At 42.5% G+C, this 16916-nt stretch carries 17 protein-coding genes; 13 read left to right on the top strand and 4 right to left on the bottom strand.

Annotated features, from left to right (window positions below; genetic code table 11):
- Position 1: 1 nt before the first annotated feature.
- Complete coding sequence (gene rpoN / locus NAF17_RS07790) at positions 2-1474, bottom strand: RNA polymerase factor sigma-54 (protein WP_252757419.1); 1473 nt, start codon at positions 1472-1474, stop codon at positions 2-4.
- A 155-nt stretch (positions 1475-1629) separates the two neighbouring features.
- On the opposite strand from rpoN, the gene mscL reads away from it, so the two are divergent.
- The gene (gene mscL / locus NAF17_RS07785; protein ID WP_252757418.1) at positions 1630-2019 is read left to right on the top strand and encodes a large conductance mechanosensitive channel protein MscL; all 390 of its coding nucleotides are present in this window, start codon (positions 1630-1632) and stop codon (positions 2017-2019) included.
- A 29-nt stretch (positions 2020-2048) separates the two neighbouring features.
- On the top strand, positions 2049-2390 hold the full coding sequence (locus NAF17_RS07780; protein WP_252757417.1) for an MmcQ/YjbR family DNA-binding protein: 342 nt from the start codon (positions 2049-2051) through the stop codon (positions 2388-2390).
- A gap of 456 nt (positions 2391-2846) precedes the next feature.
- Here the strand turns inward: NAF17_RS07780 and NAF17_RS07775 are convergent, their stop codons facing one another.
- Positions 2847-3740, bottom strand: coding sequence for a ChaN family lipoprotein (locus NAF17_RS07775; protein WP_252757416.1), 894 nt, complete (start codon positions 3738-3740; stop codon positions 2847-2849).
- Positions 3741-3863: 123 nt separating this feature from the next.
- Here NAF17_RS07775 and rpmH point away from each other — a divergent pair, with 123 nt between their 5' ends.
- The 4 genes from rpmH to tsaB all read left to right on the top strand — a co-directional run bounded on the left by rpmH (position 3864) and on the right by tsaB (position 5489).
- Positions 3864-4022 (top strand): 50S ribosomal protein L34, encoded by a 159-nt coding sequence (rpmH, locus tag NAF17_RS07770; protein ID WP_252757415.1) that lies wholly within the window; start codon positions 3864-3866, stop codon positions 4020-4022.
- A 73-nt stretch (positions 4023-4095) separates the two neighbouring features.
- Positions 4096-4479 (top strand): ribonuclease P protein component, encoded by a 384-nt coding sequence (locus tag NAF17_RS07765; RefSeq protein ID WP_252757414.1) that lies wholly within the window; start codon positions 4096-4098, stop codon positions 4477-4479.
- Entirely contained in the window at positions 4476-4721 is a 246-nt protein-coding gene (gene yidD, locus NAF17_RS07760) for a membrane protein insertion efficiency factor YidD (protein ID WP_252757413.1), read from the top strand. The genes NAF17_RS07765 and yidD overlap by 4 nt, the downstream gene beginning before the upstream one ends.
- 84 nt (positions 4722-4805) lie before the next feature.
- On the top strand, positions 4806-5489 hold the full coding sequence (tsaB, locus tag NAF17_RS07755) for a tRNA (adenosine(37)-N6)-threonylcarbamoyltransferase complex dimerization subunit type 1 TsaB (protein ID WP_252757412.1): 684 nt from the start codon (positions 4806-4808) through the stop codon (positions 5487-5489).
- Here tsaB and NAF17_RS07750 read toward each other — a convergent pair.
- Complete coding sequence (locus NAF17_RS07750) at positions 5486-6934, bottom strand: DUF5723 family protein (RefSeq protein ID WP_252757411.1); 1449 nt, start codon at positions 6932-6934, stop codon at positions 5486-5488. The two genes, tsaB and NAF17_RS07750, sit on opposite strands and share 4 nt — an antisense overlap.
- Before the next feature lie 105 nt (positions 6935-7039).
- Positions 7040-8638, bottom strand: coding sequence for a hypothetical protein (locus tag NAF17_RS07745; protein ID WP_252757410.1), 1599 nt, complete (start codon positions 8636-8638; stop codon positions 7040-7042).
- Between the two features lie 357 nt (positions 8639-8995).
- On the opposite strand from NAF17_RS07745, the gene NAF17_RS07740 reads away from it, so the two are divergent.
- The 7 genes from NAF17_RS07740 (at position 8996) to NAF17_RS07710 (ending at position 16828) form a co-directional block, all read left to right on the top strand.
- Entirely contained in the window at positions 8996-9382 is a 387-nt protein-coding gene (locus NAF17_RS07740) for a DUF423 domain-containing protein (protein ID WP_252757409.1), read from the top strand.
- 6 nt (positions 9383-9388) lie between these two features.
- Positions 9389-11878 (top strand): replication restart helicase PriA, encoded by a 2490-nt coding sequence (priA, locus tag NAF17_RS07735; protein ID WP_252757408.1) that lies wholly within the window; start codon positions 9389-9391, stop codon positions 11876-11878.
- Between the two features lie 601 nt (positions 11879-12479).
- Positions 12480-13847: a hypothetical protein gene (locus tag NAF17_RS07730; protein WP_252757407.1), complete on the top strand. Its 1368-nt coding sequence runs from the start codon at positions 12480-12482 to the stop codon at positions 13845-13847.
- Positions 13848-13866: 19 nt separating this feature from the next.
- Positions 13867-14388: a hypothetical protein gene (locus tag NAF17_RS07725; RefSeq protein ID WP_252757406.1), complete on the top strand. Its 522-nt coding sequence runs from the start codon at positions 13867-13869 to the stop codon at positions 14386-14388.
- Positions 14389-14398: 10 nt separating this feature from the next.
- The gene (locus NAF17_RS07720; RefSeq protein ID WP_252757405.1) at positions 14399-14881 is read left to right on the top strand and encodes a hypothetical protein; all 483 of its coding nucleotides are present in this window, start codon (positions 14399-14401) and stop codon (positions 14879-14881) included.
- Between the two features lie 18 nt (positions 14882-14899).
- A complete protein-coding gene (locus tag NAF17_RS07715) occupies positions 14900-15859 on the top strand; it encodes a DUF6175 family protein (RefSeq protein WP_252757404.1) in 960 nt (319 codons plus the stop codon).
- A gap of 18 nt (positions 15860-15877) precedes the next feature.
- Positions 15878-16828 (top strand): hypothetical protein, encoded by a 951-nt coding sequence (locus NAF17_RS07710; protein ID WP_252757403.1) that lies wholly within the window; start codon positions 15878-15880, stop codon positions 16826-16828.
- The last annotated feature ends 88 nt before the right edge of the window (positions 16829-16916 follow it).

The following is a 16916-nucleotide window of genomic DNA, read 5'->3' as shown; positions in this document are numbered from 1 at the left end:
TCTACAGTTCTTTCCTCAATCTTGCTACCGGGATGTTCATTTGTTCGCGGTATTTGGCAACGGTGCGGCGGGCAATGTTGTAGCCGGCTTCTTTTAGTATGTCGGTCAGTTTTTCATCGGCCAGCGGGTGGCGTTTGTCTTCCCTGCCTATGTGCTCTTCCAATATCTTCTTAACCTCTTTGTTTGATACTTCTTCACCGCTTTCGGTTTGGATGGCCTCGCTGAAGAACGATTTTAGCAGGAACGTGCCAAACTCGGTTTGTACGTATTTAGAGTTAGCCACGCGCGATACGGTAGATATATCCATGCCAATACGGTCGGCAATATCTTTCAGGATCATCGGTTTCAGGTTCTTGTCATCACCGGTCAAAAAGAAATCGTACTGGTACTGCATAATGGCGTTCATGGTTTTCAGCAGGGTTTGCTGGCGCTGCTTAATAGCATCTATAAACCACTTTGCCGAATCGAGCTTTTGCTTTACAAACTGTACAGCCTCTTTCAGTTTTTTATCTTTTTGCGATGCCTTGTCGTAATGCTGAAACATCTCCTGGTAAGAGCGGCTCACCTTCAGTTCGGGCGCGTTCTTAGAGTTTAGGGTCAGGATCAGGGCACCATCATTGTTCTTGATATGAAAATCGGGTATCACCTGCATTTGCTTGGTGCTTACCTCATTACTATCGCCCGGTTTTGGGTTAAGCTTTAGTATCTCGTTCACCACACCACGCAGCTCAATAGAGTTCATGTTTAATGATTTCTCCAGTTTATCGTAATGCTTGCGGGTAAACTCGTCCAGGTAGTTCTCAACCACCAGCATCGCTTTGCGGATGATAGGGTCGTTAGGGTCTTTTTTCCGGAGTTGGATCAGCAGGCATTCCTGCAAACTGCGCGCACCAACACCGGCGGGGTCAAAACTTTGGATCACTTTAAGCATGTCCTCCACTTCTTCATCCTCGGCAATAACGTTCTGCGAAAAAGCCAGGTCGTCGGTTAACGACATAATCGGCCTGCGCAGGTAACCGTCGTCATCCAAACTGCCTATAATTTGCTTGCCTATGCTAAAGTCTTTATCAGATACGGGCAGTAGATCAAGCTGTGCCTGCAGGCTCTCAAAAAAGGAACTTTGCACGGCAATAGGGATCTCTTTACGCTCATCCTCATCATCACCATTTTGATCGTATCGGCTGCCGTAATCGTTTACGTTATCGTCTTGCAGGTAATCGTCTATATTAAACTCATCCATCGGGCCCTGGTCCTCTTCGCCGTTGTAGGTTTCTTCGTCAGGGTCGCGGTCAGGGTATTGTTCTTCGGGTTCGCTAATGGTTAAACTAAGGTCTTCAAGGGCAGGGTTCTCTTCCAGTTCTTCTTTAATACGGGTATCTAAAGACACGGTAGGCACCTGCAACAATTTTATAAATTGTATTTGCTGCGGCGAGAGTTTTTGTAAGAGCTTCTGTTGAAGATTTTGTTTAAGCATAGTGGATATACGAGCACAAAAATACACCAATTACCTTAAAGTTTAAAAATTACTTGTAACGGGCGTATTTACGTTCTAAAAATGCATTTGCGGGAATTTTGTTTGGACGTACATTAGTTTTTTTGCTAACTTTAATTACACAACAACTAAAAATTATGGGATTTGTAAAAGAGTTTAAGGAATTTGCCGTAAAAGGTAACGTATTGGATTTGGCTGTAGCGGTAGTAATAGGTGCGGCATTTAGCGCGATTGTTAAATCGTTGGTAGAGGATATTATTACCCCCGCGGTATTAACACCTGCCTTAAAAGCAGCCAACTTATCTAATTTAAGCCAGCTGGTAATACCGGGTACGGCTATAAAGTACGGTAATTTTTTGTCTCAGGTTATCTCTTTTATTATCATAGCCCTTTCGATGTTCATTATTATAACGGCCATAAACAGGTTCAAGAAAAAAGAAGAAGTTGCACCAACGGTAGAACCTGTACCATCTAAAGAAGAAGTTTTACTTGGAGAGATTAGGGATATTTTAGCTAAGAAAGCATAAAAAATAGACTTAAGGTAGCGAAAGAGCTTATGAACGTTGTAGAAAAACTGCGCCAGATAGCCCTTTCGTTACCTGAGGTTACCGAAGACCCGCACTTCGAGAAAACTTCCTTCCGTGTATACAAAAAGATCTTTGCAACGGCGGTACCCGGGCATAGTAGGGCGACTGTAAAGCTATCCTCTGCAGAGCAGGATATCTTCTGCACGTTTGATAGTGGTGTTATATACCCCGTACCCAACAAATGGGGCAAACAAGGGTGGACGCATATCAGCCTTGATACCGTAAAAGAAGAAATGCTTACCGAAATCTTGAAAGCAGCCTACTGTGAAATAGCCCCCAAGCATTTAGCCACGCTGGTGAGTTTTGAATAAATGATTGAAAAAAATCAGCCACAAATCAACTTTTTAATGATCCTACAGCCATAAATTTATTATTTATTATGAAGGCAATTGGACTGAATGATGTTATAACTGTTTCAATTCCGAATAATTGGAAAATGGTTGATGACGGCACAATAATTTTTTTTTTCAGAAAAAAATGGCATTGGTGCTTTGCAAATAACTTTATATACTGTAACTCTCGATCAAGAAGTTGATCTTGTGGAAATGTTATTTGATTTATTAGAAGATAAGTTTAAAACAATTAACGTTAAATTAATTGATAAACAAGCGTTTACAGAACTCACAGATTAGAGTGGCGTCCATTGGCAACACTGGCTATCAAAAATTGACAAGTATGTTATTCATGTAACGTACAATTGCAAAGTAGCAGATATCCGAATTAAAAAAAAAATTGTTGATAGCATAATCAAATCTATAGCCGGATAGTTAAAAACTCTTCGGAAGTTTTGGATCGGTAAGTATAATAAAGTCACCTAATTTGGCGAACTTCGTCCAGTCGGGGTTATCAAAGCTGTCATCGGCATAAGCTTGTATATTTAATATTTTAACTTTAGGCAAATACTTTTTTAACTGTGCTGCCGTGCCCAGTTTTTCCTCGCTATGGAAACCGCCATTCACTTGGAATACTTTATACCCATTGTGTGCTTTCAGGAACTGGGCGATGTTCCAGCCCATGGTGGCATCCCAAACGTTTTGCGATTGGTAGATCTTTAAATTGCCCATAGCGCTATGTCCGCCCATAATGTTTGCAAATTTTTCATAATAAGGGCCTGTAGCGGTATCGATAGGTAAAGGGGCTAACCAACCCTTAGCTGTGGCACTAAGCTTATCTAAACTGCTTAAACCGCCGCGGGTAACCATATTGGTGTAGCGGGTGGGGGCGTTGGCCGCAACCACAGGGATATGGCCCGCTTTGGCCGTTTCTATCATTGGGCGATAATCTTTATAGTTTTGCCAGGCACGGCCTTCGGTAATTAAATTTTTCTCGCGGATCAGGTCTGCCAGGTATTCGTTAAGCACCGTTTGGCAATCCGTTTGGAACATTTCCATAGATAAAGCTGCCTTGCCGGGATATTTATCAGCTATTTTTTTAAAAAGCAGGCTTTCGAGATAATGCCCTGTAGAGTCATTGTGCTCTTCACCAAAGAATAGTACGTCGGCTTTGTCGAGGTCGGTAATGATTTCGTCGGCGGTTGCTAAGCGCTGTTTAGCTGTATTATATATTTTGTAATTTTGCGCCATAGGGTCCTGGCAAAAGGCAATTGCTGGGATAAATAGCAGGAGTAGAGCGGCTGTAAATTTCATAGCGTAGTTAGGCATGTTAATAAGTTGATAAATATCGAGAATCAAAATACAACATTACTATTTGAAAAAACTAAAAAAAAGGCTACATTTGCACTCTTGTTTTTAAAAAGGACGATAAGAATAATAGAATAATATATCATGAAAAGAACGTTTCAGCCCTCACAAAGGAAAAGAAGAAATAAACACGGTTTCCGTGAGCGTATGTCAACTGCTAACGGCAGAAGGATATTGGCAGCAAGAAGAGCAAAAGGCAGAAAAAAATTATCTGTTTCTGACGAGCGCAGCCACAAAGCATAATTTTGTTGTTTACTCCTTGTAAAAGGGACTGACCCGCTTGTGTAAACATATTTTCGGTTCAGCATCAGCAACTATGTATACTTTTAAAAAAGAAGAACGGTTATGTAATAAAAAGCTTATTGACGGGCTTTTTCATAACGGTTCTTCTTTTTTATGTTATCCTTTCAGAGCTTCATGGGGGCTTACCGATGGTGAGCAGCTGTTCCCTGTGCAGATAGTGTTTTCTGTAGCCAAGAAGCGTTATAAACGCGCAGTAGACCGTAACCTGGTTAAACGCCGCATGCGCGAGGCTTATCGCCTCAGCAAACAATCTCTGCTTTACGATGTGTTAGACGATGCCGGTAAAAAGCTTGTGCTTTCCATCAGCTATATTGGTAAAGAAATTTCCCCATACGATCTTTTTGAGAAAAAAATGATCAAGCTATTGAATCAGCTTGCAGGGGAGGCTATTAAATGAAATTTTTGTGGAATATCAATAAGCGCATCATAGGCGGCTTATTTTTATTGCTGATCAAAATCTACCAATATCTTATATCGCCCATTTTGCCTAATGCCTGCCGGTATACACCTACATGTTCGCAATACGGTATCCAAGCAATTAAAAAGCATGGGCCGTTTAAAGGCGGATGGTTAACCCTAAAACGTATAGCCAGCTGCAACCCATGGGGTGGCCACGGGCACGACCCGGTACCTGATTAATAAGTTAAAATTCAAAAGTAATAAGTCGAAAATTATGATTTGCTGCTTTTTTTAATTTTGACTTTTTAATTTTGAATTTACAAAATGATATTACAGATAGAAACAGCGACAACATCATGCTCGGTAGCTTTGGCCAACCGGGGGCAGGTATTGACTTTTAAGGAGATAGACCAGCGTAACATCCACGCAGAGGTTATTACGGTTTATATTAATGAGATACTGGCGCAAAGCAACGTTGCTTACGCCAACCTGGATGCTATTGCCGTAAGCTGTGGCCCGGGTTCTTATACAGGCTTGCGTATTGGTGTATCTACCGCTAAAGGCCTGTGCTTTGCATTAGATAAGCCGTTGATATCGGTAGAAACTTTGGCTGCTATGGCCACGGGAGTAGTAGCAGATAATGCTATTGAAAGCGATGTGCTGTTATGCCCTATGATTGATGCCCGCCGTATGGAAGTTTATACCGCTATATTTAATCAAGCGGGAAGAATTGTAAAATCGACCGCTGCCGAGATCATTGATGCGAACAGCTTTGCAAATGTTTTGTCAGAAAATAAAGTATTGTTTTTTGGCGATGGTGCCGATAAGTGTAAAGAGGCTTTGGGCGATAACCCTAACGCACGGTTCCTGCCAAATTTTGCAAACTCGGCAAAGCATCTTACCCAAATTGCTTTAGCCAAATTTAACCTTGCCAATTTTGTGGATGTGGCTTACTTTGAGCCTTATTATCTGAAAGATTTTATTGCCGGTAAAAAAGCCGGGGCTTAGGTTCCGTCATTGTCGTTACGGTGGAATACACTGTTCCACATGCGTTTAAATAGCCCGGGTTTTTCGCCCATCGGGATAAAGTTGGCATTTGTTGGGTGTTCTATCACATTGCCAAATTTAAGCGAGAAGCCCAAAAAGAAATCGGCACCGGTAAACGCCGAACTTTTATTGATCTGTGAATCGCTTTTGCCAACCCCCGCCCGGAATAAATTGGCGGTTTCTATCACCCTATCGCTACCTATATAAAACTCTACATTAGGCGTTTTTACCATAAACTGCAAGCCCGCATTAAACAAACCATAGTTATTAACCGATGTAGTTAAGGTACCCACCAGGTTATTATACTGGAAAGGGTTAACTAAAGCGGCGGTGTAGCCATCGTAAAATATCTCCTTTTGCAGGATCAGGGTGGGCGAGTATTTTAATTTGCGGTCGTAATTAAACCAGTACGATTTGTTGGCACTTAACTCAATTTTACCATTGGTGGGTGTAACATACGAGCCCTGTTTATCACCGGAACGAATGATGGAAAATGTGTTGGCATATAAATTATCTTCCCTGCGCTCGCCGCTTATGTTTTGAATGGTACGGGTTGTGTTGAAGTTGCTGGTAGTCGACTTACTATACCAGTGGATAAAACCAAGGTCCTTTACGTTAAACTGAATGTTGAAATTATCCCGCGTGCGGATGGTTGAACCAAGGCTGATAGATGCGCCAGGGTTTCTAAAGGATGGCAAAAGATCGCGTGCAACAAATTGGCCTGAGGTAAAATTAATGCGATATTTACCTTGTAAGGTCAAGTCTGCAGCGTCATTAGCCCTGTCGAAAGTGATTTTCGAGTGGTCTATTTGTAATTGTTGGTACTGGATTCCCAGTAAAGCGCTCAGCTTAATACCAAATGAGAAGTTCTTGCTCACCTTTTCACGATAGGTGGCACTAAACTGGTGGTATGTTTGATAAGTATAGCTGTTGTTAAAAAGGTCGTTAAAAGGTGGGTTGGTAAAGCGCTCGGCGCTGTTTAGCAATAGCAAGCTTTCGTCGGTGAAAATGCCGCGGCCATCTGCCTTTGTTTGTACCGAAAAGCCAATCTCCTGGTCGCCATTCAAACTCCTGAATGATCTAAACATTAGCGAGTAAACGTTTGCGCTGATGTTGGCCCTGCTAAACTTCCCTTCGCCAAGTATTAAGCCTGTACCCGTGTATTTACCTGTAAAGGCACGGTTTTTTAAGGGAACCTGTCCGTTGCCGGTTAAATAAAGATTACTGTTAAAGTTGGGGATAAAAAAGTTAAAGGCAAATTGCCTGCTGCTATCCGGTATAAAAGATGCCTGCGAAGGGTTTTCGAACGCATCATACAAAGTACCTGTATTGTACTGCGAAAATTGCTGGCCAAAAGATGCAAGTGATATAAAAAGGAAACAAAAAGCCAGTAAAATATTCTTCATACACAGTCGCAATGCCAGGGGTTGTATTTGCTTTTTTTTATTGCCTGTTTAACCCTTGGCTAATATTAAGGTATATAACGTAAATATGGCGTTTTGGGTTGTGTTTTAGTTGCTTTTTTTACTAACAGTACTATCCGGTTGGTTTTGTAACAAACAAAAATTGGTATAGAAGTTTTTGTCGGTTGCGGCAAATTGGTACGATGCGCCGTAAAAATTCTTTATGGATAATGAATTGTTTTTGTAAGCAAGATAAAACTCATCTTTTAAACCATCCTTTAATATTTGCTGCGCGTTTTTAAAGTGAATAAAAAAAGCAACGTTACTTTTTTCGGCTAATAAATTATCAAATTTTACGTATCGCTCCGTTTTGTTCAAAAACTTGCGGTTAAGGTAGGTGTCGTTATAACTCTCCAGATCTTTGGTGCTGTTAGCCAGTATCAGGTAATTATCAATAATACGGAAGTATGGTTTTTTGAAAGCGTTAAAAGCATCGCCCAATAAAAAAAATGGTAGTTTGTTATAGTTAAACTGCCCCACATCGTCGCCCGTCATAGTGCTTATGTTAGTCATAAATGGCCTCAGTTTAGAGCCGTTTTTTACCGTTACTATAGCTAACTTTTCTTGGTAGCGGGTGGTTGCTACGGCAAACTCGTTACCCAGCAGTTTTGCAAACTCGGCATTAAGGTTAATACCTGTCTCGGCTTTTATCTTGCTGAATAGCGCGTCTTTCTCTTTTTGTAAACCTGCTTTATTTTGGAAATCGGATAGGTCGGTAGCAAACCTTGCCGGATCAGACACGGCAAAATTTGTGGCGTATGCCGTTGTGTATGGGTAAAGTTCTTTCAGTTCGTTTACCACCGGTTGCTGGTTGGTAAATACGTTTAAGTAAGTGCCGGGCCTTTGGGTCTCAATATTAGTATAGCCGCTAAACATCACGGCATCATTCTTAAAATTAAGGTTTAGCGCGGCCAGTGCAGGTAACAGCCTGAAGGGTTTAAAAATATCGGTATTGCTATTTTGAAAAAGCTGATTAAAAAGCGGGCCAAGGTGCTCGTAATTGATATACAGGTTAGCCAGCGAGTTTGAGTTTTGCTGATCTGGCAGCAGCATAAAGGCGTGTTCATCCCTGTCGGGTTTATAGTTTGCCGTTTGTGTGATCAGATCTTTAGAAAAACTCCCCGAGTAGATATTAGCGTATATATTAATAATATAGAACCGTTTTTTAAGCGAGTTGAAGTAGATATTATATCCGCGTTTCTCACCAATTTTAAGGGGCGTTATCAGCATCCCTGTTTTTTGCTGTTTAGCCAGTTTGTCAAATTCGTTAAGGTCAATATCTTTCGCTGTAGATGCCGTTAGCAGCAGGTCTACCTGTGTGCTTTGCGATGGATGTACCGATGCAAATACGTTGCGCCCGGTAAAAAATGAACTAAGTGCCGCGTTGTTGAAAAGTACATTGCGCACGGTATCCAGCTCGTTCATTTTATCCTCGCCCATTAGGTTATGCAACAGCGTATTGCCGTTGTAGATATCGTAAAAGCTTTTCTCGTTGGTAAATTCAAACACCAGGGCTGCGCCATCAGGAATGGTGCGCATAATGTTGCCGGTATGCATACCCGATGTGTTTAAGTTTTTAAAATACTTAACGGTTATATATGCTGTTGCGGCAATTAAAATTAAAGTAATAACTATCAGTCGTTTCATTCCGTATTTGCGTGTGCAAGGTAGGAGTTATTAATTATTTATTGTCCCGATAGTTATCGGGATATTGATTTAGCGATCAAGCAGTAGGAAATTGCTTTTAAAAAATCTACGAATATTTTTTGACTAAAGCCTTGTTTTCCTCCTCCCAATTTAACCGTTGGCTGAAGCCCAATGGCAATGATTGATGGTTAAGCCAGCTTAAAAAGCTGAATATTGATTGCCGCCGCATTTATGGGGCGGTAGGTAAGGTACAAAAGGCGCTTTAGCACCAATTTACTATGTAGTTATTTTAAAAGCGATTTCCCTGCACCTTTCGCCTTTCATCTCATTTAGTTAACTTAGCCTTTTATATCTTCCATGAACAAACAAATAATAATTACAGCATCGCTACTGGGTGCATTGGCCGTAATTGCCGGTGCTTTTGGTGCCCACGCTTTAAAAGCCTCGTTATCAGCCCAGCGGCTGGAAGTTTGGCAAACCGCCGTACAATACCAGTTTTACCATGTATTTGCATTGCTGTTCTTATCAACCTTTACCCGCTTTAAAAACAAGGTAATTGTGAGTGCTTATTACCTGTTTACCTTTGGTATCGTATTTTTCTCGGGCTCGTTATATTTATTAGCCTGTCGCGATCTGTTGAATATGCCGGGCCTCTCAGTATTAGGCCCCATTACCCCAATTGGTGGTTTGCTATTCATTATAGGATGGATCTTTTTAGCTTTCGCTGCTTTCAGAAACAAATAATAGCCCATGTTAGAATTTGCCGATGGTTTACAAGCTAATCGTAAAACCCTTTTTGTGGAGGTGGTTTTACCTTTGGCCATAAGCCGCAACTACACTTACCGAGTACCTTACGAGCTTAACAACGCCATTGTTGTTGGCAAGAGGGTGGTGGTGCAGTTTGGTAAAAGCAAATTATACACCGCGGTTGTAGCCAATATAACGGAACACGCGCCCGAAAAGTACGAAGCCAAATACATTATTGATATACTGGACGACCAGCCCGTGGTTACCCCGCGTCAGCTACAATTCTGGAACTGGATAGGCGAATACTACATGTGCAACGAAGGTGAGGTGATGAACGCCGCCCTGCCATCGGCATTAAAATTGGCCAGCGAAACTAAAATTATGCTCAATAAAGATTTTGAGTATGATAAAGCAACGCTTAACGATAAAGAGTACCTGATCACCGAGGCGCTGGACATCCAACCCGAGCTAACCATAAGCGATATTGCCAAGCTGCTGGGGCAAAAAACAGTGATGCCTATCCTAAAAACTCTGTTCGAGAAAAACATCATCACTATATCTGAGGAAGTGAGCGAACGGTACAAACCCCGCAAACGTACTTACTTAACCCTTAACCCGGCCTACCATAACCAGGACGCGCTGAAAGAACTCTTTGGTGTTCTGGAGAAACGCGCCCCAAAACAGGCGGATGCGGTACTTGCCTTTATTAAATTATCGCGCCAGCAAAAGGCTATATCTAAAAGCGAACTGATAGAGGCAAGCGGCAGCGGCGATTCCAGTATTAAATCGCTAATAGAAAAAGATATTTTTATTGCCGAAGATAAAACCGTAAGCAGGTTGGGGTATGATGAGGATGAAGACCAGCTAAGCAATTTTATATTAAGCCCTGCGCAAGAAATTGCTCTCGCCCAAACGCAGGAGCAGTTTTTAGAAAAAGATGTAGTGCTGCTGCATGGCGTAACCTCTTCAGGCAAAACGCAGATCTACATCAAACTGATCGAGGAGATGGTAGCCGGGGGCAGGCAGGTGCTTTACCTGTTGCCAGAAATAGCCTTGACCACCCACATTATAGAACGCCTGCGGGTTTACTTTGGTGGTACAATTGGTGTTTACCACTCCCGTTTTAATGATAACGAACGGGTAGAGGTTTGGCAGAAAGTATTAAACGGCGATTACAAAGTTGTGCTAGGCGCACGTTCATCGGTATTCCTTCCGTTTAACGATCTGGGGTTAATTATTGTGGATGAGGAACACGAAACTTCCTACAAACAATACGACCCGGCACCACGCTATAACGCCCGCGACGCCGCCATTTACCTGGCCAATATATATAAGGGCAAGGTGCTGTTAGGTTCGGCTACGCCATCGTTCGAGACCTATTATAACGCCCGTGTGCATAAATATGGTTTGGTGGAGTTGATGGAGCGATACGGCGGTGTGGAGTTGCCGCTAATAGAGGTGGTAAGCATCTCTGAAGAAACCAAACGCAAAACCATGCAGTCGCACTTTAGTAGCGTGCTGATGCAGGATATGCAACTGGCCTTAGATAATAAGGAGCAGGTGATATTGTTCCAAAACCGCCGTGGATATGCGCCGGTGCTGATGTGTAAGGTTTGCGCATACACGCCAAAATGTATTAACTGTGATGTTAGTCTAACCTACCACAAACATACCCATAAGCTACATTGCCACTATTGCGGCTATAAAGAAAATACCCCAACCATTTGCCCGGCGTGTGGCTCTACCCATTTAGAATATAAGGGTTTTGGTACCGAAAAGGTGGAGGACGAGCTATCTGTATTGATGCCAAACGTTCGCCTGGCACGGATGGACCTGGATACCACCCGGTCGCGCAACTCCCTGCAAATCATCCTGAATAACCTGGAGGAGAAAAAGATAGATATACTGATAGGCACCCAAATGGTTGCCAAGGGTTTGGATTTTGCCGATGTTACGGTTATCGGTATCATTAATGCCGATAGCTTACTTAAATATCCCGATTACCGCGCTAACGAGCGCAGCTACCAAATGCTTGCGCAGGTAAGTGGCAGGGCAGGGCGTAGGGGTAAACAGGGCAAGGTAGTGATTCAAACTTATGACCCTAATCACCGGGTAATAAAGCAGGTGATAGAGAACGATTATAACGACCTGTACTTTACCGAAATGGAAGAGCGGAAAAGCTTTAAATACCCGCCGTACTTCCGTATCATCAACATGGATCTGAAGCATAAAAACCCCGAGATACTTTACAACCAGGCCGAGTACATGGCCAATGAACTGCGCAAGCATTTTGGCGATAGGGTGATTGGTCCCGAGGCTCCGCTCATCAACCGCATCCGCAATTATTATATCAAATCTATCATGCTCAAATTCGAGCGCGACACCATTTCTATTGTAAAGGCAAAAGCCATCATCAGGGATGTAATTACACAGTTCCAAACCACCAAACTGAGCAAAGGCAGCGTTATCCAGCCGGATGTTGACCCTTATTAAGGATACTTAAAGTTTATTTGATTTTTTTGATAAAAAACGATTTAAGTATGGTTTATTTATTAATGACAGGTATGAAATATATTATCTAAAAAAAATATATGAAATAATAAAAGGTTTACGAAATTTATTTTGTGATAACCGCACCCGATAGAAGGCTGATTTATCTACCTGCTATTGGGTTTTTTTATGCGTTAGTTTGTGCACCTATTATTCACACTACTAAATGATTTTATATTTATCAAAGGTTAAAACCTTAAATATAAAACTATTACTACGCCGATTGTTCTTCGCCTTATTTCCCCCGGGGCAAAATATCAGTATGTTAAAATAAACCGCGTAAGTGGTAATCCGTATTTTTCTAAAAAGACAGGTTAAACAATTATTGAAATTTCAGCAGGGTATTATTATATAATATATGAATAAATATTGGCTGAATTTTTAATATCCTATCGGGTTAAAACACCCTAAATAAACGGGGTTATAACTCGGGACAAAAAAACCAATTGCATCTACTTTTAAGCTTAATAATTCACCGGTTATTAATAACCGAACTATTGAAAATTTGCTCACAAGATATTTAACGTACACTCACAAACCAATCATGAAACCTACAATTAAACTTGCACTTGTATTAAACCTGTTTTTGGGTTTAAACCTTGCGGCAAATGCTCAAACACCGGCTGCTGCTACCCAATCGACCGAATTAAAGTACCGCAGAAGTTCGCTGCACCTTATCCTGCTGGAGTCGGAAGATTTCCCGCGTAAAGATGTGGTGATAAAAGCCTATCACGAGGCGCCATTTCCCGATAAATATAACAACCACGAAATTGCTGTTAAGGGCGTAAACCCAACATCGTACCTGCTAACCGATGCCGAAAAAGTAACCGCCGGTACCAAAAAGACAGGTATGTCGGCACTTGGTGCAAACTTGTTATCGGGCGCTACCGCCGGTATAGTTGATAAGGATGCCGGCGATATGCCGATAGTGACCGATAAAATTGTTAAAGATAAAAAAGTAGCTAATCAGCTTGTTGCCAAATGGTTTAACAGGCAGGCAGATGGTTCATTTGATATGAAACTGGTAGGCGAGCGTGGCTCTTACGACGCTACCGAAATGCAGGCCAACATAGCCAAAGGCAGCGCGAGGGGCACGTCGTCGCTATCTGATGCCGGTGAAGAATTGATAGGCAACACCTTTGTGGTGTTAACCAAACTTAAATTTATTAGTAATGAGCCTATTGCGGCAGCAATACGTGAAGTGGCTAAATTAAAAGCAGGTAGTTTGCCTGCCATGTTCCAGCCAGCCGCCTACAAACTGCTTGACATGGCTTATAACAAAGCAAAAGAGGGTTACTCGGTTTGGACAACCTCTTACCTGTACAAGCTTAAATGGAACGACTCTACCGCCGCTATTTTTTATAATGATATGTGGATAGATAAAGGTGCCAAAATAGATAAAAAACGTATTGCCGCTTTTGATAATAGCAACCTGTTCCAGATGCAGTACATCGGCAGCGAAAAATCAAGCAGTTTGGTAACCTTTTCTTTAAAAGAAACCCGCACCGAAGACCAGGTAGTAGAATTGGCTACCGTGCGTAATGTAGAGCACGTTTTTGCCAAACTGCAAAAAACGTACGAGGTATTTAAACCAAAAACGCCAATCTACTCGGGCGAGCCGGTTACCGCCAAAATTGGTATGAAGGAAGGGCTTGAAGGCGGGGAGAAATTTGAGGTGCTTGAGCAAACCGTAGATCCTAAGACCAGGCTTACCGCTTACGTCAAAAAAGGTACCGTTACGGTAGATAAAAAACAGATCTGGGATAACCGTTTCAACGCAGGTGAAGAGGTATCAACAGGCGATAATAAGGACAAGGATAAAAAGGATAAAGACAAACCGGTTATTGACCGTACCTACTTTAAGGGTGGCGGTAAATTTTACGCGGGCATGCTTTTAAGACAAATAAAATAAACACTAAACTATATAAATAATGAAAAAACATAGTACAATTTGGGTGATGTTAGTGCTGCTGATAACGGGCTTTTCGACCAACGTTAACGCGCAAACAGACAAAAAGGCTAACGCTGCTACAGATGCCTGGCGTTACGAACTGGAAGTAGCGGGCACAGGCGTGCAGGGTACTTATTTATTAAAGGTGTGGTCGTACTCAAAAAAGCCTAATGTGGCTATTGAGCAGGCCAAAAAGAATGCCGTACATGGCATAATATTTAAAGGCTTCGCCGGCGAGCAGGGGATTTTGGGCAAACCACCGTTAACCACTAATTCAAATTTAGAGCAGGAGAAAGACGAATGGTTCAATGCGTTCTTTGCTGATGGTGGCAAATACCAAAAGTTTGTTTCGCTATCAAGCGATGGCGCTATTGCTGCCGAAGACCGCATGAAAGTAGGCAAACAATATAAAATAGGTGTGCTGGTATCTGTAAACGTGGCCCTGCTACGTAAAGATCTGGAGGATGCCGGCATCATTAGATCATTAAGTGCAGGCTTTTAAAGTAACAATTATGAAGAAAAATTTACTATACATAAGCCTTGCCGCCTTGCTTGCATTAAGCAGTTGCGCCGAGCAAAAAATGCTGAACAGTAGCTACACATACAAAACTAAATGCCTTGGCGTTGGCTTTGACGGCTCGCAACAGGTGCTGGCTTTTTCGGGCATGCGTAATAAACAGGATGCTATTGAAGAAGCCAAAAAAGCAGCCATTCGCGAAGTGCTGTTCAACGGTTTGCGCGAGGGGAAACCCGATTGCGATGTGAAACCTATCCTGAATGAACCGAACGTGCAGGCAAACAATGAGGCGTACTTCAACAACTTCTTTACGTCGTCTTACAAAACCTTCGCGCTTTACATAGAGGAGCGCGCAGGTCAAAAAGCAAAAAACCAGCAAAAAGTTAAAGATGTAGCGCAAAGCACGGGTTATGTGATCAAGATCAGCAGGCCTGCGCTTAAAGAGAAAATGATCGCCGACGGCATTTTGAGAAATTAATATTCATATCCCTAATAAATGAAACGACAGATAATTAAAATAGCCCTTTTATTAATAATGATATTGGGCGCAGCAACCGCAGGGTTTGCGCAGGCCAAAAAGCCAACCATTATGGTTGTGCCAAGTGATGTTTGGTGTAATACAAATGGGTACATGACCACCTATGATGACCAGGGCACCAAAGTAAAGATCCCTGATTACAAGCGTGCATTCCAGGAAAGTAACGACCTGCTGGCCGTGATCAGCAAAATAAACGGCATGATGGCCGACCGTGGGTTCCCGTTGAAGAACATGGAATCGGTTGTTAAAACACTTGAATCTGAACGTGCGGAAAATGCCGTGCTTACCTCAAAAAGCGGTGCAGGTGTATCTGAAAGCCCGATGGATAAACTGAAAAAGGTAGCCAAAGCAGATATTATTATTCAACTGACTTGGGACGTGTTGAAGACCGGCCCTAAAAAATCAGTACGCTTTACTTTACAGGGAATTGATGCTTACAGCGATAAGGAAGTTGCAACTGCCGGTGGCACGGGTAACCCGTCGTTCTCGGCAGAAACCGCTGTATTGCTTGAGGAAGCTGTTGCCGATAAGATAGACAATTTTAACGTAGGCTTGCAACGCCATTTTGATGATCTGTTTGCCAATGGCCGCGAGATCATCATCCGCATCAAAAAATTCGATTCGTGGAAAAACGATCTTGAAACCGACTATGGTGGCAAAGAGCTTAACGTAGTTATTGAGGATTGGGTACGTGCCAACTCGCTTAAAGGCCGCTTTAGCAATACCGACGCGACTGAGAACACGATGTTGTTTGAGCAGGTGCGCATCCCTTTATATGATGCAAATGGCAGCGCCATTGATGCCCGTGGGTTTACCCGCGGCCTGCAAAAAATGCTGGCTGCCGCGCCATATTCCATTGTGAATAAGCTTACGGCTAAAGGCCTGGGGCAGGCGGTAATTGTACTTGGTGAAAAATAAAATTCAAAAGAAACAACCATGAAAAAATTTATAATAACCTGCATATCGCTTCTTATTGTTATGGGGAGCTATGCGCAAAAAAGGCCTGCACCATCTAACGACCGCGGCAAAGTAACTCTTGCGGCTTACATACCCGACCAGGTTGACGGCCTGCCGGATGCTGCACGCAATATGCTTGGCAACAAACTAAACCAGATCATTAGCCAAAACGGGTTTGGAGGCGACGAAGGCCAGCGTTTTATCATCACCGCCAATATTGTGTTGGCAAGTAAAGACATGCTATCTACCGCGCCACCGATGACCGCTTTAGTGCTTGATGTTAACCTGTACATTGGTGATGGTTACGAGGGCACAAAATTTGCCAGCACGGTAGTGTCAGTAAAAGGTGTTGGCGAGAATGAGGCCAAGGCTTATATCAACGCTTTTAAAAACATTAGCCTGGATAACCCAAAACTGCAGGCTTTTGTAGAAAAAGGTAAAGAGAAGATCATTGCCTACTACAATACCCATTGCGATGTGATCATCAAACAAGCGCAAACGCTTGCCAATACCGGCCGTATGGAAGAGGCTATTTATAACCTTACTTCTGTACCACAGGCATGCACCAACTGCTATATCCGTTCCATGGCGCAGGTTACACCTATCTATAAAAAGCAAATAGAGAAGGATTGTTCGGTGAAATTAGCGCAGGCTAAAACGGTGTTCACCGCTAACCAGGATGTGAATGGCACGAATGCTGCAGGCGATATTTTGCAACAAATTGACCCGTCAGCAATTTGCTATAAAGAAGTAAAAGTTTTTGTTGCGCAGATGGGCAAACGCGTAAAGGAAATTGATAACCGCGAGTGGAGCTTTAAACTGCAGGAGCAAAAGAACGAAAGGAGCATTATCAGCGCAGCGCGCGATGTGGCTGTTGCTTATGCCGCGCAATCACGTATAACCACTTACAACGTGCATGGTTGGTGGTAGAACCACGCTTTACGAATGTTAAAAACCTTAATGGTTAACTGCCAAAGCTTTATTGCGGGGTGGTAGCATATTGCACAGGGAGCCGGCC

The sequence above is a fragment of the Mucilaginibacter aurantiaciroseus genome (assembly GCF_024055595.1).
In the GTDB taxonomy this organism is placed as follows: Bacteria; Bacteroidota; Bacteroidia; order Sphingobacteriales; family Sphingobacteriaceae; genus Mucilaginibacter; species Mucilaginibacter aurantiaciroseus.
This window is presented reverse-complemented; position numbering and strand designations above follow the sequence as displayed.

Excerpts from the sequence above, each read along its gene's own strand:
- tsaB (WP_252757412.1), top strand. The coding sequence starts at position 4,806 with ATGATATTACAGATAGAAACAGCGACAACATCATGCTCGGTAGCTTTG.
- mscL (WP_252757418.1), top strand. The coding sequence starts at position 1,630 with ATGGGATTTGTAAAAGAGTTTAAGGAATTTGCCGTAAAAGGTAACGTA.
- NAF17_RS07775 (WP_252757416.1), bottom strand. The coding sequence starts at position 3,740 with ATGCCTAACTACGCTATGAAATTTACAGCCGCTCTACTCCTGCTATTT.
- NAF17_RS07780 (WP_252757417.1), top strand. The coding sequence starts at position 2,049 with ATGAACGTTGTAGAAAAACTGCGCCAGATAGCCCTTTCGTTACCTGAG.
- NAF17_RS07745 (WP_252757410.1), bottom strand. The coding sequence starts at position 8,638 with ATGAAACGACTGATAGTTATTACTTTAATTTTAATTGCCGCAACAGCA.
- yidD (WP_252757413.1), top strand. The coding sequence starts at position 4,476 with ATGAAATTTTTGTGGAATATCAATAAGCGCATCATAGGCGGCTTATTT.
- rpmH (WP_252757415.1), top strand. The coding sequence starts at position 3,864 with ATGAAAAGAACGTTTCAGCCCTCACAAAGGAAAAGAAGAAATAAACAC.
- NAF17_RS07765 (WP_252757414.1), top strand. The coding sequence starts at position 4,096 with ATGTATACTTTTAAAAAAGAAGAACGGTTATGTAATAAAAAGCTTATT.
- NAF17_RS07720 (WP_252757405.1), top strand. The coding sequence starts at position 14,399 with ATGAAGAAAAATTTACTATACATAAGCCTTGCCGCCTTGCTTGCATTA.
- NAF17_RS07750 (WP_252757411.1), bottom strand. The coding sequence starts at position 6,934 with ATGAAGAATATTTTACTGGCTTTTTGTTTCCTTTTTATATCACTTGCA.
- NAF17_RS07730 (WP_252757407.1), top strand. The coding sequence starts at position 12,480 with ATGAAACCTACAATTAAACTTGCACTTGTATTAAACCTGTTTTTGGGT.
- rpoN (WP_252757419.1), bottom strand. The coding sequence starts at position 1,474 with ATGCTTAAACAAAATCTTCAACAGAAGCTCTTACAAAAACTCTCGCCG.
- priA (WP_252757408.1), top strand. The coding sequence starts at position 9,389 with ATGTTAGAATTTGCCGATGGTTTACAAGCTAATCGTAAAACCCTTTTT.
- NAF17_RS07740 (WP_252757409.1), top strand. The coding sequence starts at position 8,996 with ATGAACAAACAAATAATAATTACAGCATCGCTACTGGGTGCATTGGCC.
- NAF17_RS07725 (WP_252757406.1), top strand. The coding sequence starts at position 13,867 with ATGAAAAAACATAGTACAATTTGGGTGATGTTAGTGCTGCTGATAACG.
- NAF17_RS07715 (WP_252757404.1), top strand. The coding sequence starts at position 14,900 with ATGAAACGACAGATAATTAAAATAGCCCTTTTATTAATAATGATATTG.
- NAF17_RS07710 (WP_252757403.1), top strand. The coding sequence starts at position 15,878 with ATGAAAAAATTTATAATAACCTGCATATCGCTTCTTATTGTTATGGGG.